Source organism: Streptomyces sp. AMJ-169, assembly GCF_055597585.1.
Window position 1 is genome coordinate 104,226 of record NZ_JBVLTJ010000006.1, and the last position, 19,101, is coordinate 123,326.

A 19,101-nucleotide genomic window follows, 5' to 3' on the forward strand; every position below is an offset into this window, starting at 1 on the left:
GGCTCCCAACAGGCGTGCGGGGCAAGGGGGTTAGAGCGGGGTGATGCGGAAGCGCGTGAACACCCCTGCTCCCGCGTGGCCGTTGCCCTCGGGGGCGAGGGCGAACAGGCCGAGGAGGGCGCCGACCCAGCGCCAGGGGGTGGCGGCGAAGACGGGGCCGGAGGGACGCGGTCCCGCGCCGAGGTCGTGGAAGAAGCGGCAGCGGGCGCCCGCGCCGATCTCCACGCGCAGCCTGACCCGGCCTTCCGGCGCCAACTGCGGGTGTGCGGCGTCGCGTTCGCGTTCGGCGGTCGTCTCGGCGAACCGGTGCACGAGGTGGACCGTCCCGTCGGTCCCCCGTTGCAGTCCGATCCAGCTGAACGCGTCGCCGAGCACGGCGAGTCCGGCTCGCGCGCCCGACTCCTCGCTGGGCAGCCGTAGTTCGACTTCAACGGCGGAGGGGATGCCGGGCAGCCGCTGGGTCAGGACGCTGGGGAGCGTGCGCAGGTCGTGGGCGTCGGCGGTGCGTACGCAGGTGAGCCGCAGTCCGTCGCCGGAGTGCTGAGTGGCCCAGCCGTCCTGGGGGTTGGCGGTCCAGGCCCACTGCCGGCCGAAGCGTCCGCCGGGGAAGTCGTCGTCGGTGGCGGGCGCGGCGGGCGGCTGCGGGGGCAGGGCGGGGCGGCGGTGTACGGCGACGGGGGTGCCGTCGGCGCCGAGGACGGGCCAGCCGTCGGGGGCCCAGCGCATGGGCTGGAGGTGAACGACCCTTCCGTAGGCGCCGCGTTGCTGGAAGTGCAGGAACCAGTCCTCGCCGGCCGGGGTGCGCACCCAGCCGCCCTGGTGGGGTCCGTTGACGTCGGTCGCGCCCTGCTCCAGGATCACTTTCTCCTCGTACGGGCCGAAGAACTCCCGTGCGCGGAAGGCGCCTTGCCAGCCGGTGCCGACGCCGCCTGCCGGGGCGAGGATCCAGTACCAGCCGTCGTGGCGGTAGAGCTTGGGGCCTTCGAGGGTGAACCATCCGGGGATGCGGTCGCCGTCGACAACGACCTTGCCCGCGTCGAGAAGTGACGTGCCGTCAGGGTGCATGCGGTGGCCGGTGAGGCGGTTCTTCACGCCGGAGCGGGACTTGGCCCAGGCGTGCACGAGGTAGGCCTCGCCGGTCTCGTCGTCCCACAGCGGGCAGGGGTCGATCAGGCCCTGGCCGGCCTTGACCAGGTGCGGGCGGCTCCAAGGGCCTCTGATCTCGGGGGCGTTGACCTGGAAGATGCCTTGGTCGGGGTCGCCCCAGAAGATCCAGAAGCGGTCGTCGTGGTGACGTAACGCCGGTGCCCAGACTCCGCAGTCGTGCCGGGGTCTCCTGAACTCCGAGGCGGGTTCGAGGAGTTGGAGGGCGTGGCCGACGAGGGTCCAGTTGACGAGGTCGCGGGAGTGCAGCAGGGGGAGGCCGGGGGCGCGGCCGAAGCTGGAGGCGGTGAGGTAGAAGTCGTCGCCGACCCGGATGACGTCCGGGTCGGACCAGTCGGCGTTCAGGACCGGGTTCTCGTACATCCCGGGGTCCGCGTCCGGGTTCTCGTACGCGTCCGTCACCGGCCGACCGCCTTCCGCACCAGGGCCGTCGCCCCGTCGTGACCGCCGTGGGCCGCGCCGGGGCGGCCCACGACGCGCAGGGCGGGAAGGCCGGGATGGCCCAGGTGTCCGGGAGCGGTCATGTGGTCACCTCTTTCGGCGGGGCCCCCGGTGCCTTCCGCGGGGCCCAGGGCGCGCCCAGTTCGGAGTAGAGGCAGAGGGAGTCGGCGGCTTTTTCGACGAGTTCGTCGATCCCGGGAACCACGCGGCGGTCCTCGCCGTTCAGGAGATACCAGGCGTTTTCGGGCAGCTGGGCGGGGTCCGGGGCGGTGCGGATGGCTTCCACGGCTGTCATGAAGGCGCCGGTGGAGTCGGGAGGCGCGAGAAGGGAGGTGTGGTCCGTCAGGTGATCGACGAGGTTGTGGAGTAGGTCGGTGCGGCCGTACTCGTACTCCTGCGGCCCGTGGCCGGCGCGCTGGAGGAGGACGCGGTCCTGCTTGTACCAGTAGGTGATGCGGCCCCGGCTGCCGTGGACGAGGACGTACGGCTCGCCCGGCCGCTCGGCGCAGAGGGTCGCGGCGACGGTGACGGTGTGCCCTTGAGAGGTGGTGATGCGCAGGCAGGAGGTGTCGTCGGACTCGATCGCGTTGGCGTGGAACAGCTCGGTCTCGACCGTGCGGACGTCCTCGGCGCGGGTGGCGCCGGCGAGGGCGAGCGCGGTGGCGACGGCGTGGGCGAGGGGGTTGGTGAGGGCCCCGTCGATGACGTCGGTGCCGTCGAGGCGGCGCTTGCCCGCCCAGGGTGCGCGCCGGTAGTAGGACTCGGGCCGGGCCCAGGCGCCGGCTCCGCCCACCCCGGTGACCTCGCCGATCGCCTGGTCGGCGAGGAGTTTCCGGATGGCGGGGACGGCGTGCGAGCCCAGCGACTGGAAGCCGATCTGGCAGGCGACCCCTGCGGCGGCGACTCCGTCGGCCATGCGGCGGAACTCGGCGTAGGACGGCGCCGGCGGCTTCTCCAGGAGCAGGTGCACGCCCCGGCTCGCGGCGGTCAGCGCGAGGTCGGTGTGGGTCGGGATCGGGGTGCAGACGACCGCGATCCGGGCGCCGGTCGTGTCGAGGAGCGTGCCGAGGTCGGGTGACTGCTCGGGGCTGCCGAGGCCCTCGGGGAGTTCGTCCGGGGTGAGGGGGTGCAGTTCGCAGACGCCCGCGAGGCGGACGATGCCCTTGTCCTGGAGCCGGCGGATGTTGTCCAGGTGCCAGCGGCCGTGGCCGCGGGCTCCGGCGAGGACGATGTCGATGGTCATGGCAGCCTCCCTGCACCGGCGCTCCTGGCGGCCTTCCGGTCGGCCGCCCGGGCGCTGTCGATCTCGGTGTGCAGAGTAGGCGCCCAGCCGGCGTCGGCGGCGAGGGCGCGTTCGCCGCTGCGGCCGGTGTCGCGGGCCTCGGCGTGGGCGGGGAGCGGCAGTACGGGCGACTGGGCTGTCACCACACCAACTTGACGGAGTGTCATCCCTTCACCGCCCCCGCGCTGAACCCGGTGATGAGCCATTTCTGGATGAACGCGAACACGATCACGACGGGGACGGCGGCGATGATGCCGCCGGCGGCGAGGGCGCCGAGGTCGACGCTGTCGGCGCTCATCAGGGTGTTGAGGCCGACCGGGATCGTCTGCTTGTCCTGGTTGTTGAGGAACATCAGGGCGAACAGGAAGTGGTTCCAGGAGTGGACGAACGCGAAGGAGCCGACGGCGATGATGCCGGGCCGCAGCAGCGGCAGGACGACGATGCGGAACGCGGTGAACCGGTTGCACCCGTCGACCCAGGCCGCCTCCTCCAGCGAGTAGGGCACGTTCTTGATGAAGTTGCTGATCAGGATCATCGACAGCGGCAGCTGGAAGACGGTCTCGGCGAGGATGACACTGCCCAGCGAGTTGATCATCTTCAGGTTGGCGAAGATCTCGAAGAGCGGTACGAGCAGCAGCGCGCCCGGCACGAACTGCGAGCACAGCAGGGCCAGCATGAACCCGCGCTTGAGCTTGAAGTCGAAGCGCGCGAGGGCGTAACCCCCCGCCAGGGCCACGGCGGTCGTCATGACGAGGGTGGCGACACCGACGTACACGCTGTTCTGGAAGTAGGTGCCGAAGCCGCGTTCGCTCCACACCTTCTCGAAGTGGTCGGTGGTGGCCGGCCAGGGCACGAGCGAGGTCGAGCCGGCCGGGCGCAGCGCGAACAGCAGGATCCAGTAGAAGGGGACGAGGGTGAAGACGAGGTAGACCGACAGCGGCAAGTAGAGCTGCCAGCGCGGTACTTCGTCCCAGGCGCGGCGGTGTTTCACCGGGCGCGGCGGCTCGGGCGGGCGGCGGCGCGCGGGGGCGGCGGTCGCCGGTGTGGCTTCCTCGGTGATCACTTGGACTCGCCTCCGAACTTGCTCAGCCGCAGATAGACCATCGAGCAGAAGAGGAGGATCACGAACGCGACCGTGGTCAGGGCGGACGCGTAGCCGAAGTCATGTGATTCCACGCTGGTGTTGGCGATGTAGAGGGGCAGGGTGGTGGTCTCCCCGGCCGGTCCGCCGCCGGTCAGCGTGTAGAGCAGGTCGACGTTGTTGAACTCCCAGACCGCGCGCAGCAGCGTGGAGAGGATGATCGCGTCCTTGAGGTGCGGCAGGGTGATGTGCCAGAACTGCTTGATACGGCTGGCCCCGTCGACCTCGGCGGCCTCGTACAGGTCCTTCGAGACGGACTGGAGGTCGGCGAGGATGAGGATTGCGAAGAACGGCACCCCGCGCCACAGATCGGCGACGACGGCCGCCGGGAAGACGGTCGAGGTGTCCGAGAGCCAGCTCGTCCCGTACGAGCCGAGGCCCATGTCGGCGAGGTAACGGGTGATCCCTGTCTGGGAGTTGTAGAGCAGCACCCAGATCGCGGAGGTCAGCACACCGGACACGGCCCATGGCGAGAAGACCAGTGCCCGGCCCAACGCCCGCCCCGCGAAAGACTGGTTGACGACGAGCGCCAGCGCGAGCCCGAACAGCAGCTGGAGGCCGACCTCGACGAACACCCACTTCGCGCTGAAGACGAGCGTGTCCCAGAACTGCGGGTCGTCGGTGAAGATCTGGGTGAAGTTGCCGAGCCCCGCGAAGCCGTCGCGCCAGGGCTTGGTGGGGTTGAAGTGCTGGAGGCTGTAGTAGAAGACGCTGAGCACCGGGTAGGCGATGAACCCCAGCATCAGCAGGGCCGCCGGCGCGATCAGCAGATACGGCAGCCTGCGCGGCGTGGCGGAGGCCCGGCGCCGCCGGTCCGGTGCGGGCGGTTTCGCCACGGCTGCGGCTTGGGCCATGACTGGTCTCCGTTCGTGTACGTCGACATGGCGGTAAGCGCTTTCCTCACCAACATGCGTGTGCCTGGGCGTACTTGGCGGTGCGGTGGTGTGCGGTGGCCGTGCGGTTGCTTCAGCCGGCGTACGGGTCCTGGACCTTGCCGGGGCGCGCGAGGAACTCGAAGTCGCAGCCGGTGTCGGCCTGCGTGATCTGCTCGTTGTAGAGGGCGCCGTAGCCGCGTTCGTAACGGGTGGGCGGGGGCGTCCAGTCGGCCCGGCGGCGCGCCAACTCGTCGTCGTCCACGTCGAGTTGAAGGGTGCGGGCGGCGACGTCCAGGGTGATGGTGTCGCCGGTGCGCACCAGCGCCAGGGGGCCGCCGACGTACGACTCGGGGGCGATGTGCAGGACGCAGGCGCCGTAACTCGTGCCGCTCATACGGGCGTCGGAGATGCGGACCATGTCGCGCACGCCCTGCTTGAGCAGGTGGTCGGGGATCGGCAGCATGCCGTACTCGGGCATACCCGGGCCGCCTTTGGGGCCTGAGCCGCGCAGGACCAGGACGCTGTCGGCGGTGATGTTCAACTGCGGGTCGTTGATGGTGCGTTGCATGGTCCTGTAGTCGTCGAAGACGACCGCGCGGCCGGTGTGTTTCAGCAACTGCGGTTCGGCGGCGATGTGTTTGATGACGGCGCCGTCCGGACAGAGGTTGCCGCGCAGTACGGCGACCCCGCCCTCGTTCGCGACGGGGTTGTCGCGGGTGCGGATGACGTCGTCGTTGTGGACCTGGGCGCCCGCCAGTTGCTCGCGCATCGTGTCGTGGGACGCCGTCGGCCGCTCCAGGTGGAGCAGGTCCGGGATGCGGGAGAGGAAGCCGGGCAGGCCGCCCGCGAAGTGGAAGTCCTCCATCAGGTAAGTCCGGCCGCCGGGGCGGACGTTGGCGAGGACGGGGACCGTGCGGGCGATGCGGTCGAAGTCGTCGAGGGTGAGCTTGACGCCCGCGCGGCCCGCCATCGCGATCAGGTGGATCACGGCGTTCGTCGAACCGCCGAGCCCGAGCACGGTCGTCACCGCGTCCTCGAACGCCTCGCGGGTCAGCAGCTCGCTCAACTTCCGGTCCTTGTGGACCAGTTCGACGATCGTCAGGCCCGCCTTCGCCGCCATGCGGTCGTGTCCGGAGTCGACGGCCGGGATGCTGGACGCGCCCGGCACCGTCACGCCGAGGGCCTCCGCGGCGGCCGTCAGCGTGGACGCCGTCCCCATCGTCATGCAGTGCCCGGGCGATCTCGCGAGGCCGTTCTCCAGCTCGCCCAGCTCGCAGTCGCCGATGAGTCCGGCGCGCTTGTCGTCCCAGTACTTCCACATGTCCGTGCCGGAGCCCAGGACTTCGTCGCGCCAGTGCCCCGGGAGCATCGGCCCCGCCGGGACGAAGACGGTGGGCAGGTCGGCCGAGGCCGCGCCCATCAGGAGCGCCGGGGTCGTCTTGTCGCAGCCGCCCATCAGGACCGCGCCGTCGACCGGGTACGAGCGCAGCAGCTCCTCGGTCTCCATCGCGAGGAGGTTGCGGTACAGCATGGGGGTGGGTTTCTGGAACGTCTCGCTGAGCGTCGAGACGGGGAACTCCAGCGGGAATCCGCCGGCTTGCCACACCCCGCGCTTGACGGCCTGCGCGCGGTCGCGGAGGTGCACGTGGCAAGGGTTGATGTCCGACCAGGTGTTGAGGATCGCGACGACCGGCTTGCCGAGGTGCTCCTCGGGGAGGTAGCCGAGCTGGCGGGTGCGGGCGCGGTGACTGAAGGAGCGGAGACCTTCGGTGCCGTACCACTGGTGGCTGCGGAGGGATTCGGGGGGTCTGCGGGAGGCGGGCGAACTTGCGTCGGCCGTACCGGAGTTGCCCAAGTCGGCTTCCGGCACACCGGAGTTGGCCATGCCGGCGGCGTTCATATCGACCACCCCGCCGCGATCGCCGCGACCTCCGCCCGTTCCTCCTCCGGCAGTACCCGGCTCGGCGGCCGTACGTCCCGGCGGCACAGGCCGAGTGAGGCGAGGGCCTCCTTGACGACCGTGACGTTGTCGGCGGAGCCGTTCGCCGCGCGGAGTTCCTCGAAGCGGCGGATCTGCTCCCAGACCTTCATCGCGCCCGGGTAGTCCCCGGACCGCAGCGCCTCGATCATGTTCAGCGAGACGGCGGGGGCGACGTTCACGAGTCCGGACGTGAACCCGGTGGCCCCGGCCGAGAAGTACGACGGCGCGTACGGCTCCGCGAGCCCCGCGACCCACACGAACCGCTCAAGTCCCGCGTCACGGGCGAACCCTGAGAAGCGGGCGGCGTCCGGGACGGCGTACTTGACGCCGATCACGTTCGGGCAGACGTCGGCGAGTTCGGCGAGCCGTTCGCCGCGCAGCTGCGGATTGCGGACGTAGGGGACGACGCCCAGTTCGGGGACGGCCTCGGCGATGGCGCGGTGGTAGTCGACCCAGCCGGCCTGGGCGACGTAGGGGTGGGCGGGCTGGTGGACCATCACCATGTGGGCGCCGAACTCCCGTGCGTGGCGCGCGGATTGAACGGCGCTGCGGATGTCGTGGCCGACGCCGACGAGGACGGCGGCCCGGCCGCCCGCCTCGTCCAGGGTCAACTCCGTGACGGACCGCCGCTCTTCAGGGGTCAGCGCGTAGAACTCGCCCGTGTTCCCGTTGGGCGTAAGGGTGTTGATCCCGCCGTCGAGGAGGCGGCGCAGCAGTGCCCGGCAGGCGGGCTCGTCGACGTTGCCGTCCGCGGTGAACGGGGTCACCGGGATGGCGACGACGTCGGCGAGGGCCGCGCGCTGGGTCTCGAACGCCACGTTGCTCATTCCTGACCTTCCTGTGCCGGGGAGGCGGGGACAGCCGCTGATTGAGGGAACGCCCGCTCCACGAACGACCCGATGTGCGCGTGCAGCGCCCGTGCCGCCCCGTCCGCGTCGCCGGCCAGCGCGAGCCGCAGGATCTCGCGGTGCTCGCCGGCCTCGCGCTCCCAGGAGGGCGAGGCGGCCCAGGCGACGGCGGAGACGAGGGCGGCCTGGTCGCGGACCTCGTCGAGCATCCGGCCGAGCAGCGGATTGCCGCAGGGCAGATAGAGGGCGCGGTGGAACTCCCGGTTGGCGAGGGAGCGTTCGGCGGTGTCACCGGCGGCGTCGGCGCGGGCGAGGGCGGCGCGGGCGGCGTCGAGGGAGGCGGCGCGGCTCACCGTCCGGCGCAGCGCCTCCGGTTCGAGCAGCAGCCGTACGTCGTAGATCTCGCGTGCCATGTCCGCGTCCACCATGCGCACCGTGACGCCCTTGTACTGGCTCATCACGACGAGCCCGGTGCCGGCGAGGGTCTTGAGCGCCTCGCGCACGGGTGTCTTGGACACCCCGAAGTGTGCGGCGAGTTCGGTCTCCACCAGCGCCTGACCGGGCGTCAGCTGCCCGGCGAGGATGCGGCGTTTGATCTCCTCCAGGACGTACTGCGTCCGGGACGGGATCGGCGTGGGCACAGAGGTCATGCGCGCCTCTCGGAAGTCGCGTATCTGATCTCACGTATCGCGTCTCATATATGACGTACGAGGTATGACGGGTTGAAGGTAGGAGGGGGGCTGTGTTTCGTCAATGCTTCTGACAGGGAACGGCAGTTGAGGAAACGGAATCCCGTCCGCCGCTCGGGCCTCCCGCAGGTGGCGGCCAAGTCCCGTTCAGAAGCGGAAAGTTGACCCTTCCCTGGCCATGCGGGTCGGCCCGCCGAAGGCGATCGTCGCGCGCCCGGTGGCGTCCTCGCGGGTCAGCGTCGGCCCCACATGGGTGACGAGGAGTTCCCGCACCCCCGCCTTCCGCGCCGCCTCCCCCGCGTCCTCCGGCGTCAGGTGCACCTGTTCGCCTTCGCGATGCCGGTCGATGTCCGCCTCGCACAGGAACACGTCGGCGCCGGAGGCGAGTTCGGTGAGCGCGGCGCAGGGGCCGGTGTCCGCCGAGTAGGCGAGCACGCTCCCCTGGCACTCGGCCCGCAGCCCGTACGTCTCGGTGTCGTGCCGCACCGCGCGGGCGGCGAGGCGCAGGTTCCAGTGCCGGACGAGCAGCCCGTCGTACAGCGGCCGGAAGTCCAGGATGCCGCTGAGGAACCGGAGGTCGGACCGCCCGAGGAACCCGGCGACGCGCAGGGCGCAGTCGCGCGGCGCGTACACCGGGATGGGCGCGGGCGGCGTCATCCCGCCGAACGCGAACGCGTACACGGCGGCGAGCAGATCCGCGCTGTGGTCGGCGTGCAGATGACTCACCCAGATCGCCGAGAGCCGGCTCGGATCGGTGTGCCGTCGCAACTCGGCGAACGTCCCCGGCCCCGCGTCCACCCACACCTCCGCGCTCCCCCCACGCAACAGATACCCCGAACAGGGCCGATCCGGCGCGGGATGCGGCGAGGAGGTCCCGAGGACGGTGAGACTCAGGGGCATGCCGTCGAGCGTAGGCATCAACTGCTTTGGGGCGCAGGGGGATGGGGGGATCTACGTCGGCCGCCTACCGCCCGCCCAACACCCCCCGCACCACCCCCAGATCTCTCTCCGAAGCCAACCCCGCGTGATACAGCCGCAGTTCCGTGGCACCCGACTCGCGCGCGCGGGTGATGTCCTCGGCGAGGGTCTCCGGGTGGCCCCCCATGCCGGAGACGATGCCGAAGTTGGCGGCGATCACCGCGGCCGTGCCCGTTTCGGTGAACGGGGTGAGGAGTTCGGGGCCGCCCGCGCAGGGGACGACGACCCCGTCGGCGACCGACAGGATGTGGGCGGGGTCGACGCCCGGGTTGGCGCCCACGTGGTACGTCACCGGGTCGGCGTGCAGGAGGACTTGGAACCCTTCGGGGGCGGCGGCGCGTACGGCCGTGACGGCGGTTTCCTGGAGGGTGCGGGCGCGTTCGTCGCGCCATGCGCGCGTGCGGGCGGCGTTGTCCGCGCCGAGGAGTTTTTCGACGCCCGTCCAGCCTTCGGTGTCGGGCGCGCCCTGCCAGAGGGGTTCGAGGGCCTGGCGTACGGCGGCGGCGAGCGCGTCGGGGTCGGCGCCTTCGGCGGCGTAGCCCTCGCGGCAGACGGCGCAGAAGCAGAGGGCCATCAGGTACATGCCGGCGTCGCCCAGGGGGACGCCGGCGGTCTTGTCGTGGGCGTGCAGGTGCTGGAGGCCGTACCAGCCGAGGGACTCGAGTTCGGTGCCGCGCGCGCCGGGGCGTACGGCGGCCTCGGCGGCGAGGTCGGTGAGGTAGGCGCGGGTGCCGGGCTGGGCGATGCAGGGGGCCCAGGGGTAGCGGTCGCCGTAGGCGTTGACGACGGACGTGCCCGGGTGTTCGGCGCCGAGGCGGGAGTTGTGGGCGAGGACGACCCACGTGTGGACCTCCAGGCCGGCCGCCGCGAGGGCCTGCGCGGCGGCCCCGAAGGCGTCTCCTGGGGCCCAGGAGCCCGCCGGGTAGGGCTGGAGGGTCCGGCCGCTCCAGCGGCCGTCAGGCGGGTACAGGACGGCCGCGTGCTCGGCGGTGACGATGCGGTGGGCGGGGTGACGGGGGGTCAAGGCGCGGGTGGAGTGGTAGGCGGCGGCCAGGGTCACCTGCTCCACGCCGAGGCCGGCGATGCGGTCCGGGGCGGCGGGATCGCCGTTGACGTCCCAGGGGTAGACGAACGTCGACGCCTTCACTTGTCCTCCTCCACCAGCGCGTGTCCGCGCTCGATCAGCTGGGCGAGCCGCTTCACATGATCCTCGCCGGGCTCGTGCAGCGGCGGGCGGACCTCCCCGACGTCGAGGCCGCGCAGCCGCACCCCGGCCTTCACGAGGGAGACGGCGTACCCGCGCCCCTGCGCGCGCAGTTCGACGTACGGGCGGAAGAAGCCGTCCAGGAGGCGGTGCGCCAGGGCGTCGTTCCCGGTGCGCAGCGCGCGGTGGAAGGCGTTCGCGAGGTCGGGCGCGAAGCAGAACACGGCGGAGGAGTACAGGGTGACGCCGAGCGCGCGGTAGGCGAGCTGGGTCTGCTCGGCGGTCGGCAGCCCGTTGAAGTACAGGAAGTCGCCGGGGACTTCGGTGCGTACGGCGCTGACGATGCGCTGCATGAGGTCGAGGTCGCCGACGCCGTCCTTGAGGCCGACGATTCCCTCGGTGCGGGCGAGCGCGACGACGGTCTCGGGGGTGAAGACGGCGTTGTCGCGCTGGTAGACGATCACCGGGAGGGGGGTCGCTGCGGTCACCTCGCGGTAGTGGCGCAGCAGGCCCTCCTGGGCGGCGACGACGAGGTAGGGCGGCAGGACGAGCAGCCCGTCGGCGCCGGCGGCGTGGGCCGCGCGCGCGTAGCGGACGGCGATCCTGGTGCCGTAGCCGACGCCCGCGACGACCGGGACGCGCCCTTGGGCCGCTTCGACGGCCGCGCGGACGCAGGCCTCGTACTCCTCCGGGTCGAGCGCGTGGAACTCCCCGGTGCCGCAGGCGGCGAAGACGGCGGCGGCGCCGGCCTCGACGCCCTGGCGGACGTGGGTCCGGTAGGTGTCGAGGGCGAGTTCGCCGTCGGGGCCGTAGGGCGTGACGGGGAAGAACAGCGGCCCGCTGGGGACGGTGAGTCGGGCGGCGAGAGGGGCGGTCGGCACGGGCTCTCCCTGGCAGTAAGGAATGTGGTCACGCTTCTGATCTGTGTACACATCCATGAACACGACCACCCTAAGGAGCCCCTTCCCCGCGGGTCAAGCTGGCGACGGCGGCTCAGGACACGGATTCCCCGGTGTCGCATCCCCTTGACGGAGAACGGCGGGGATCCTTAGCTTGTCCAAGAATGTGAATCACGATCACGCATGCGGTCGCCCTCCCGGGACGGCCCGTGCAAGCCCCGAGGAGACCCGAGGATGCCCGCTCCGCGCACCGTCCTGCTCACCGGCGCCGCCGGCGGCCTCGGCACCCTGATGCGGGGCCTGCTGCCCGGGTACGGCTACGAACTGCGCTCCCTGGACCTGCTCCCGGTGGCGGGCGACCCCGGTGCGATCACCGCCGACCTCTCCGACCGGGCGGCCCTGCGCGAGGCCGTACGGGGCGTCGACGCGATCATCCACCTGGCGGGCATCTCCCTGGAAGCCTCTTTCGAGAAGATCCTCAAGGCGAACATCGAGGGCACCTACCACTTGTACGAGGCCGCCCGCGCGGAGGGCGTGCGCCGGATCGTGTTCGCCTCCTCCAACCACACCGTCGGCTACACCCCGCGCCCCCAGGGCGACGACCCGCTGATCCCGGTGGAGACCCGGCACCGCCCGGACACCTTCTACGGCCTGTCCAAGTCCTTCGGCGAGGACCTCGCGCAGTTCTACTGGGACAAGCACGGCCTGGAGACCGTCTCCGTACGCATCGGCTCCTGCTTCGCCGAGCCGAGCAGCGTGCGCATGCTGTCGATCTGGATGAGCCCCGCCGACGGCGCTCGCCTCTTCCACGCCGCCCTGACGGCCGAGGAGGTCGGCCACACGGTCGTCTACGGCTCCTCCGCCAACACCCGCCTGTGGTGGGACCTCACCTCCGCGCGGGCGCTCGGTTACGACCCCCAGGACGACTCCGAGCCGTACGCCGAGAAGCTGATCGCCGAACAGGGCGAACTGCAAGAGGGCGACGAGGCACACGCCTACCTGGGCGGCGCCTTCGTGACGGACCCGCCGATCTGGCCGTACTGAACAGCGGTCCGAACAGCCACGCGCGCGCGGGCGGGCACCGAACGGGCCCGCCCGCCGGCCTGTCCGGGCACGCCCCGCGCCCGCTCCCCCGCCGCTCACAGCGACCTCGCAGGTCCGCGCGCGGGCGCGGGGCGGGGGAAACGGGCCCGAACGGGCCGCATCGGGCGTGCAAGAGGCCTGGTCAGTGCCGCACCCCGGCGGTAGAACTTCCTGCGTGGGCCCGAACGGGCAGCCGGCGGAAGGCGGGTGACGGTCATGGAGGCGGGCACGGCGGAGGAACGCCGGCGCGAGATCGTACGGCTGGCGCGCGCCGGCGGTTCGGTCGAGGTGAACGCCCTGGCGGCCGAGCTGGGGGTGGCCAAGGAGACCGTACGGCGCGATCTGCGGGCCTTGGAGGACCACGGGCTGCTCCGGCGTACCCACGGGGGCGCCTACCCCGTGGAGAGCGCCGGTTTCGAGACGACGCTGGCGTTCCGGGCGACCAGTCACGTGCCGGAGAAGCGGCGGGTCGCCGCGGCGGCGGCCGGGCTGCTCGGGGACGCGGAGACGGTCTTCGTCGACGAGGGCTTCACCCCGCAGCTGATCGCGGAGGCGCTGCCCAGGGACCGCCCGCTGACGGTCGTCACGGCGTCCCTGCCGGTCGCGGGCGCTCTCGCGACGGCGGACAGCGTCTCGGTGCTGCTGCTGGGCGGACGCGTCCGCGCGGGCACGCTCGCGACCGTCGACCACTGGACGACGAAGATGCTGGCCGGGTTCGTCATCGACCTCGCCTACCTGGGCGCGAACGGCATCACGCGCGAGCACGGCCTGACGACCCCCGACCCGGCCGTCGCCGAGGTCAAGGCGCAGGCGGTGCGCGCGGCCCGGCGGACCGTCTTCACGGGGGTGCACACCAAGTTCGGGGCGGTCAGCTTCTGCCGGTTCGCCGAGGTGAGCACCCTGGACGCGATCGTGACGAGCACCCTGTTGCCGGCGGCCGAGGCGCACCGGTACTCACTGCTGGGGCCACAGGTCCTGCGGGTCTGACCCACCGAAACACACCTCTAGGGGGTCCCGCTTCCCTCCACGCATGCCTGCCGCATCCCATATGAACCGATAAATCCTGGAGCGTCCCATGCGCATCCCCGGCAGAGGAGCCCCGCTCTCCATGGCCGCCCTCCTCCTGCTGTCCGGCTGCTGGACCGGCGCGGGCGGCGCCGGTTCCGGCGGTGACTCGATCAACGTCCTGATGGTCAACAACCCCCAGATGACCGAGCTCCAGAAGCTCACCGCCGATCACTTCACCAAGGAGACCGGCATCAAGGTCAGTTTCACCGTCCTCCCTGAGAATGACGTCCGCGACAAGATCAGCCAGGATTTCGCCAACCAGGCCGGCCAGTACGACGTCGCGACCCTGTCCAACTACGAGATCCCGATCTACGCCCGCAACGGCTGGCTGCACGCGATGGACGGCTATCTGGCCGCCGATCCGTCGTACGACGAGCAGGACGTCCTGAAGCCGATGCGGGAGTCGCTCACCGGGGACGACGGCAAGCTGTACGGGCAGCCCTTCTACGGCGAGTCGTCGTTCCTGATGTACCGCAAGGACGTGCTCGCCGCGCGCGGGCTGACCATGCCCGCGCGTCCGACCTGGACCCAGGTCGCGGACATCGCCGCGAAGCTGGACGGCGCCGAGCCCGGCATGAAGGGCGTCTGCCTGCGCGGGCTGCCCGGCTGGGGCGAGCTGATGGCGCCGCTGACGACGGTCGTGAACACCTTCGGCGGCACCTGGTTCGACAAGGACTGGAAGGCCCGCCTCGACTCCCCCGAGTGGAAGCAGGCCGTTTCCTTCTACGTCGGCCTGGTCCGCGAGCACGGCGAGTCGGGCGCCGCGCAGTCCGGGTTCGCCGAGTGCCTGAACAACATGACGCAGGGCAAGGTCGCCATGTGGTACGACGCCACGTCGGCCGCCGGTTCCCTCGAAGCCGCCGGATCTCCCGTGAAGGGCAAGGTCGGTTACGCCCTCGCCCCCGTCGAGAAGACCGCCGCCTCCGGCTGGCTCTACACCTGGGCGTGGGGCATCCAGCACGCGTCCCGCAACGCCGACAAGGCCTGGAAGTTCGTGTCCTGGGCGTCCGGCAAGGGGTACGAGCAACTGGTCGGCGAGCAGATCGGCTGGGCGAACGTCCCTGCGGGCAAGCGGAGTTCGACGTACGCGAACCCGGCGTACCGGCAGGCCGCGGCGGCGTTCCAGGAGGCGACCCGGGAGTCCATCGAGGCGGCCCGCCCGAACGACCCCGGGGTGCAGCCGCGGCCCGCGCCCGGCATCCAGTTCGTCGGCATCCCCGAGTTCACCGATCTGGGCACCAAGGTCTCCCAGGAGATCAGCGCGGCCATCGCCGGCCGCCAGTCCGTCACCTCGGCGCTGCGTAAATCCCAGCGGCTCGCCGAGCAGATCTCCGAGGAGTACGAGGGCCGATGACCGCCACAACTCCCGCCCTGGCGAGACCCGTTCACCAACACACGCTCCGACCATCGAAGTTGCGGGCCTGGGCCACCCGGGCGCCGCTGCTGCCCGCCCTGGTCTTCATGATCGTCGTCACCCAACTGCCTTTCGTGGCCACGGTGGTGATCTCGTTCTTCGACTGGAACGCCCTCTACCCCAAGGCCCGGCACTTCACCTGGTTCGGCAACTACCAGCAGGTCCTGACCGACCCGGACCTGCGCCGCTCGGTGGGCACAACCGTCCTGCTGACGGCGGCCGTCGTGCTCGCCAGCCTGGTCCTCGGGCTCGGGCTCGCGCTGCTGCTGGACCGGCCGTTCCGGGGCCGGGGTGTCGTACGGACGCTGCTCATCGCGCCTTTCCTGGTGGTGCCGGTGGCCGCCGCGCTGCTGTGGAAGCACGTCCTGTACAACCCCGAATACGGGCTGTTGAACGGGCTGTTGCACTACGTCGGCGGGCCGCAGCCGGACTGGATCTCCGGCACTCCGCTGCTCGCGGTGGAGGCGGCGCTGGTGTGGCAGTGGACGCCGTTCATGATGCTGATCCTGCTCGCCGGGCTCCAGAGCCGCGACCGGGAGCAGATCGAGGCCGCGCGCGTCGACGGGGCCGGGGACTGGCAGGTGTTCCGCCATCTCACGCTGCCGCATCTGCGCCGCTATCTCGAACTCGGGGCGCTGCTCGGCTCGATCTACATCGTGCAGAACTTCGACGCCGTCTTCACCCTCACCTCCGGCGGCCTCGGCACCGCCAACCTGCCGTACACCGTCTACCAGACCTTCTACCAGGCCCACGAGAACGGGCTCGCGTCCGCCGCGGGCGTCCTCGTCGTCATCGGGTCGCTGCTCATCGCGACGCTGGCGCTGCGCGTGGTGTCGTCCCTGTTCCGCGAGGAGGTGGCGCGCGCGTGAACGCCGTACGCGGCAAGGGACTCGGGCTGCTGGCCTGGTTCGCGGGGGTGGTGTTCTTCCTGCCGATCGCGTGGATGGCGCTGACGTCGCTGCACTCGGAGGCGGACGCGGCGGCCAACCCGCCTTCTTTCACCGCGCCGTTGACGCTGGACGGCTACCGGGAGTTCTTCGGCGTGGGCGGGGGCGCGAGCCCTTGGCCGGCGCTTATCAACTCGGCGGTGGCGTCGGTGAGTTCGACGCTGCTGGTGCTGCTGCTCGCGCTGCCGGCGGCGTACGCGCTGTCGATCCGGCGGGTGCGGAAGTGGACGGACGTGCTGTTCTTCTTCCTGTCGACGAAGCTGCTGCCGGCCGTCGCCGGGCTGCTGCCGATCTATCTGTTCGCGAAGAACTCGGGCCTGCTGGACAACATTTGGCTGCTGGTCCTGCTCTACACGTCGATGAACCTGCCGATCGCGGTGTGGATGATGCAGTCGTTCCTGGCTGAGGTCCCGGTCGCGGTCATCGAGGCCGCGCGGGTCGACGGGGCGCGGCTGCCGACGGTGCTGGCGCGGGTGGTCGCGCCGATCGCGCTGCCGGGGATCGCCGCGACCGCCCTGATCTGCTTCATCTTCAGCTGGAACGAGCTGTTGTTCGCACGGGTGTTGACGGGGGTGGTCGCCGAGACCGCGCCCGTGTTCCTGACCGGGTTCATCACCAGCCAGGGCCTGTTCCTGGCGAAGGTGTGCGCCGCGTCGCTCGTGATCTCCCTGCCGGTGCTCGCCGCGGGGTTCGCCGCCCAGGACAAGCTGGTCCAGGGCCTGTCGCTGGGAGCCGTCAAGTGAGGCGCGCGAGCAGCGAGTTGGGAGCCGTGAAATGAAGGCCGCCGTCATCGCGTCCGTGGGCCGGGCCGTCGTCACCGAGGTGCCCGACCCCGCTCCGGGCCCGCGCGACGTCGTCGTCGAGGTCGCCGCGTGCGGGCTGTGCGGCACCGATCTGCACATCCTCCAGGGCGAGTTCGCGCCCAAGCTGCCCATCGTGCCGGGCCACGAGTTCGCGGGTACGGTCGTGGAACTCGGTTCCCAGGTCACGGAGTTGACGGTCGGCGACCGGGTCGCCGTCGACCCCTCGCTGCACTGCCACGAATGCCGCTTCTGCCGCGCCGGCCGGGGCAACCTCTGCGAACGCTGGGCGGCGATCGGCGTGACCACACCCGGCGGCGCGGCCCGCTACGCGCTCGCCCCGGTCGCCAACTGCGTACGGCTGCCCGAGCACGTGCGCACCGAGGACGCGGCGCTGATCGAACCGCTGTCCTGCGCGGTGCGCGGCTACGACGTGCTGCGTGCGAGGCTCGGCGCGCATGTGCTGATCTACGGGTCGGGGACGATGGGCCTGATGATGCTGGAGCTCGCCAAGCGGACCGGCGCGGCGAGCGTCGACGTCGTCGACATCAACCCGGACCGGCTGGAGACCGCGCGGCGCCTCGGTGTCTCCGCCGCCGCCCCGGACCCCGACGAGCTGGACCGGCCGCAGGGCTGGGACGTCGTCGTGGACGCGACCGGGAACGCGGCGGCGATCCAGGACGGGCTCGGGCGGGTCGCGAAGGCGGGGACGTACCTCCAGTTCGGGGTCGCCGACTACGCGACCCGGGTGAGCATCGACCCGTACCGGATCTACCACCAGGAGATCACCATCACCGGCTCGATGGCCGTGCTGCACAGCTTCGAGCGGGCGGCGGAGCTGTTCGCGAACGGGGTGCTCGACCCGGAGGTGTTCATCAGCGACCGGCTGCCGCTGGAGCGGTATCCGCAGGCGCTGGAGCAGTTCGCGCAAGGGGTGGGGCGGAAGATCGTCGTGGTGCCGTAGCCGGGCGGCGGGGTGAGGGAGGACACACTTTCGAGTGAAGGCGAGACGGATACACGGGTAAGGGAACGGCAAAGTGGGTTCGTTCGTTCACCCGGCATGACCGCTATGACCCCCGGCTCGAACATCCCCCTCCCCGTCGCACGCGTGACGGTCGACGTCAGCGCCCCGGTGCGGCTCGACGTCTCGGGCCTGCTGCTCACCGCCGACGGCAAGGTGCGCTCCGACGACGACTTCATCTTCTACAACCAGCCCGCCGGCCCGGGGGTGACGTACCGCTCCGGCGGCGGCTCGGCCCCCGACGCGATCCAGGTGGACACCGCCGCGCTGCCCCCGGGCATCGAGAAGATCGTCGTCACGGCGAGCCCCGACGCGACAGGACAGACCTTCCAGGGCGTCGAGCCGACGGCGACGATCCGGGGGGCCGACGACAACGCCGTGATCGCCACGTTCACCCCGCCCCAGCTGGGCGCGGAGACGGCCCTGGTGATCGTGGAGATCTATCTGCGGGGCGGCGCGTGGAAGGTCCGCGCGGTGGGGCAGGGGTACGCCGACGGGCTCGCCGGGATCGCGACGGACTTCGGGGTGACGGTGGAGGAACCGGCGCCCGCAGCGCAGACACCGACGCCCGCCGCTGCGGCGCCGACGCCCGCCGCTCCGGTGGCCGCTGCTCCCGTGGCCGCTCCCCCGATGCCGGCGACCCCTCCCCCGGGCGCGGGGAAGATCAACCTGGACAAGGGCCGCGTCAGCCTCCAGAAGAACCAGACCGTGTCCCTCGTCAAGGGCGGCCGGCCGCTGCTCGCCCAGGTCAAGATGGGGCTCGGCTGGGAGCCCGCCTACCGGGGCCGTGACATCGACCTCGACGCCTCGGTCATCGCCTACGGCCCCCAGCGCAACCACATCGACAGCTGCTACTTCGGCAAGCTGTCGATCCTGAACGGCGCGATCAAGCACTCCGGCGACAACCTCACGGGCGAGGGCGGGGGTGACGACGAGGTGATCGTCGTCGACCTCGGCCGTATCCCCCAGGAGGTCACCGGCCTGGTCTTCACCGTGAACTCCTTCTCCGGCCAGAAGTTCACCGAGGTCGCCAAGGCCTACTGCCGCCTCCTCGACGCCGCCACCGGCGAGGAGCTGGCCCGCTTCGACCTGACCAGCGCCGAGGCGCAGACGGGGGTGATGATGGCGAAACTGGTCCGGCAGTTCTCCGGGGAGTGGGACATGACGGCGATGGGCGACTTCGTGAAGGCGCGGACGGTACGGAACATGGTGAAGCCGGCCGCGCAGGCGCTCTGACGGCGCCGTAGGAGCACTCGGCGGGGGGTG

At 71.2% G+C, this 19,101-nt stretch carries 19 protein-coding genes; 7 read left to right on the top strand and 12 right to left on the bottom strand.

The window, feature by feature from the left end:
- Positions 1-30: 30 nt before the first annotated feature.
- From ACYUD3_RS16510 to ACYUD3_RS16565, 12 genes are all read right to left on the bottom strand, one after another.
- Positions 31-1,527 carry a glycoside hydrolase family 43 protein gene (locus tag ACYUD3_RS16510; protein ID WP_470970942.1) on the bottom strand — a complete coding sequence of 499 codons (1,497 nt, stop codon included), beginning with the start codon at positions 1,525-1,527 and terminating at the stop codon, positions 31-33.
- 35 nt (positions 1,528-1,562) lie between these two features.
- Positions 1,563-1,688: a hypothetical protein gene (locus ACYUD3_RS16515; RefSeq protein WP_470970096.1), complete on the bottom strand. Its 126-nt coding sequence runs from the start codon at positions 1,686-1,688 to the stop codon at positions 1,563-1,565.
- Positions 1,685-2,848 carry a Gfo/Idh/MocA family protein gene (locus ACYUD3_RS16520; protein WP_470970099.1) on the bottom strand — a complete coding sequence of 388 codons (1,164 nt, stop codon included), beginning with the start codon at positions 2,846-2,848 and terminating at the stop codon, positions 1,685-1,687. Before ACYUD3_RS16520 ends, ACYUD3_RS16515 begins: the two co-directional genes overlap by 4 nt.
- Positions 2,845-3,030: a hypothetical protein gene (locus tag ACYUD3_RS16525; RefSeq protein WP_470970101.1), complete on the bottom strand. Its 186-nt coding sequence runs from the start codon at positions 3,028-3,030 to the stop codon at positions 2,845-2,847. Before ACYUD3_RS16525 ends, ACYUD3_RS16520 begins: the two co-directional genes overlap by 4 nt.
- A gap of 20 nt (positions 3,031-3,050) precedes the next feature.
- Positions 3,051-3,950 (bottom strand): carbohydrate ABC transporter permease, encoded by a 900-nt coding sequence (locus tag ACYUD3_RS16530; protein WP_470970103.1) that lies wholly within the window; start codon positions 3,948-3,950, stop codon positions 3,051-3,053.
- The gene (locus tag ACYUD3_RS16535) at positions 3,947-4,882 is read right to left on the bottom strand and encodes a carbohydrate ABC transporter permease (protein WP_470970106.1); all 936 of its coding nucleotides are present in this window, start codon (positions 4,880-4,882) and stop codon (positions 3,947-3,949) included. The genes ACYUD3_RS16530 and ACYUD3_RS16535 overlap by 4 nt, the downstream gene beginning before the upstream one ends.
- 112 nt (positions 4,883-4,994) lie before the next feature.
- The gene (gene araD, locus ACYUD3_RS16540) at positions 4,995-6,803 is read right to left on the bottom strand and encodes an L-arabinonate dehydratase (RefSeq protein ID WP_470970108.1); all 1,809 of its coding nucleotides are present in this window, start codon (positions 6,801-6,803) and stop codon (positions 4,995-4,997) included.
- Positions 6,800-7,711: a dihydrodipicolinate synthase family protein gene (locus tag ACYUD3_RS16545; RefSeq protein WP_470970110.1), complete on the bottom strand. Its 912-nt coding sequence runs from the start codon at positions 7,709-7,711 to the stop codon at positions 6,800-6,802. The genes araD and ACYUD3_RS16545 overlap by 4 nt, the downstream gene beginning before the upstream one ends.
- Complete coding sequence (locus tag ACYUD3_RS16550; protein ID WP_470970113.1) at positions 7,708-8,382, bottom strand: GntR family transcriptional regulator; 675 nt, start codon at positions 8,380-8,382, stop codon at positions 7,708-7,710. The genes ACYUD3_RS16545 and ACYUD3_RS16550 overlap by 4 nt, the downstream gene beginning before the upstream one ends.
- A gap of 186 nt (positions 8,383-8,568) precedes the next feature.
- Positions 8,569-9,321, bottom strand: coding sequence for an MBL fold metallo-hydrolase (locus ACYUD3_RS16555; RefSeq protein ID WP_470970115.1), 753 nt, complete (start codon positions 9,319-9,321; stop codon positions 8,569-8,571).
- Positions 9,322-9,385: 64 nt separating this feature from the next.
- Positions 9,386-10,546, bottom strand: a complete 1,161-nt coding sequence (locus ACYUD3_RS16560) for a hypothetical protein (RefSeq protein ID WP_470970118.1) — start codon at positions 10,544-10,546, stop codon at positions 9,386-9,388.
- Positions 10,543-11,484, bottom strand: a complete 942-nt coding sequence (locus ACYUD3_RS16565; protein WP_470970120.1) for a 5-dehydro-4-deoxyglucarate dehydratase — start codon at positions 11,482-11,484, stop codon at positions 10,543-10,545. Before ACYUD3_RS16565 ends, ACYUD3_RS16560 begins: the two co-directional genes overlap by 4 nt.
- Before the next feature lie 252 nt (positions 11,485-11,736).
- Between ACYUD3_RS16565 and ACYUD3_RS16570 the strand changes: the two genes are divergently transcribed.
- From ACYUD3_RS16570 to ACYUD3_RS16600, 7 genes are all read left to right on the top strand, one after another.
- The gene (locus ACYUD3_RS16570; protein WP_470970123.1) at positions 11,737-12,546 is read left to right on the top strand and encodes an NAD-dependent epimerase/dehydratase family protein; all 810 of its coding nucleotides are present in this window, start codon (positions 11,737-11,739) and stop codon (positions 12,544-12,546) included.
- Positions 12,547-12,801: 255 nt separating this feature from the next.
- Entirely contained in the window at positions 12,802-13,572 is a 771-nt protein-coding gene (locus ACYUD3_RS16575) for a DeoR/GlpR family DNA-binding transcription regulator (RefSeq protein WP_470970944.1), read from the top strand.
- An 88-nt stretch (positions 13,573-13,660) separates the two neighbouring features.
- Complete coding sequence (locus ACYUD3_RS16580) at positions 13,661-15,007, top strand: ABC transporter substrate-binding protein (protein ID WP_470970126.1); 1,347 nt, start codon at positions 13,661-13,663, stop codon at positions 15,005-15,007.
- Positions 15,004-15,936, top strand: a complete 933-nt coding sequence (locus ACYUD3_RS16585) for a carbohydrate ABC transporter permease (RefSeq protein WP_470970128.1) — start codon at positions 15,004-15,006, stop codon at positions 15,934-15,936. The genes ACYUD3_RS16580 and ACYUD3_RS16585 overlap by 4 nt, the downstream gene beginning before the upstream one ends.
- On the top strand, positions 15,933-16,757 hold the full coding sequence (locus tag ACYUD3_RS16590) for a carbohydrate ABC transporter permease (protein ID WP_470970131.1): 825 nt from the start codon (positions 15,933-15,935) through the stop codon (positions 16,755-16,757). Before ACYUD3_RS16585 ends, ACYUD3_RS16590 begins: the two co-directional genes overlap by 4 nt.
- A gap of 31 nt (positions 16,758-16,788) precedes the next feature.
- On the top strand, positions 16,789-17,778 hold the full coding sequence (locus ACYUD3_RS16595; protein ID WP_470970133.1) for a zinc-dependent alcohol dehydrogenase family protein: 990 nt from the start codon (positions 16,789-16,791) through the stop codon (positions 17,776-17,778).
- 105 nt (positions 17,779-17,883) lie between these two features.
- Entirely contained in the window at positions 17,884-19,071 is a 1,188-nt protein-coding gene (locus ACYUD3_RS16600) for a TerD family protein (protein WP_470970947.1), read from the top strand.
- The last annotated feature ends 30 nt before the right edge of the window (positions 19,072-19,101 follow it).

Coding starts and splice junctions, on each gene's coding strand:
- araD (WP_470970108.1), bottom strand. CDS start 6,803: ATGAACGCCGCCGGCATGGCCAACTCCGGTGTGCCGGAAGCCGACTTG.
- ACYUD3_RS16575 (WP_470970944.1), top strand. CDS start 12,802: ATGGAGGCGGGCACGGCGGAGGAACGCCGGCGCGAGATCGTACGGCTG.
- ACYUD3_RS16570 (WP_470970123.1), top strand. CDS start 11,737: ATGCCCGCTCCGCGCACCGTCCTGCTCACCGGCGCCGCCGGCGGCCTC.
- ACYUD3_RS16510 (WP_470970942.1), bottom strand. CDS start 1,527: ATGTACGAGAACCCGGTCCTGAACGCCGACTGGTCCGACCCGGACGTC.
- ACYUD3_RS16585 (WP_470970128.1), top strand. CDS start 15,004: ATGACCGCCACAACTCCCGCCCTGGCGAGACCCGTTCACCAACACACG.
- ACYUD3_RS16600 (WP_470970947.1), top strand. CDS start 17,884: ATGACCCCCGGCTCGAACATCCCCCTCCCCGTCGCACGCGTGACGGTC.
- ACYUD3_RS16580 (WP_470970126.1), top strand. CDS start 13,661: ATGCGCATCCCCGGCAGAGGAGCCCCGCTCTCCATGGCCGCCCTCCTC.
- ACYUD3_RS16595 (WP_470970133.1), top strand. CDS start 16,789: ATGAAGGCCGCCGTCATCGCGTCCGTGGGCCGGGCCGTCGTCACCGAG.
- ACYUD3_RS16520 (WP_470970099.1), bottom strand. CDS start 2,848: ATGACCATCGACATCGTCCTCGCCGGAGCCCGCGGCCACGGCCGCTGG.
- ACYUD3_RS16515 (WP_470970096.1), bottom strand. CDS start 1,688: ATGACCGCTCCCGGACACCTGGGCCATCCCGGCCTTCCCGCCCTGCGC.
- ACYUD3_RS16550 (WP_470970113.1), bottom strand. CDS start 8,382: ATGACCTCTGTGCCCACGCCGATCCCGTCCCGGACGCAGTACGTCCTG.
- ACYUD3_RS16555 (WP_470970115.1), bottom strand. CDS start 9,321: ATGCCCCTGAGTCTCACCGTCCTCGGGACCTCCTCGCCGCATCCCGCG.
- ACYUD3_RS16545 (WP_470970110.1), bottom strand. CDS start 7,711: ATGAGCAACGTGGCGTTCGAGACCCAGCGCGCGGCCCTCGCCGACGTC.
- ACYUD3_RS16535 (WP_470970106.1), bottom strand. CDS start 4,882: ATGGCCCAAGCCGCAGCCGTGGCGAAACCGCCCGCACCGGACCGGCGG.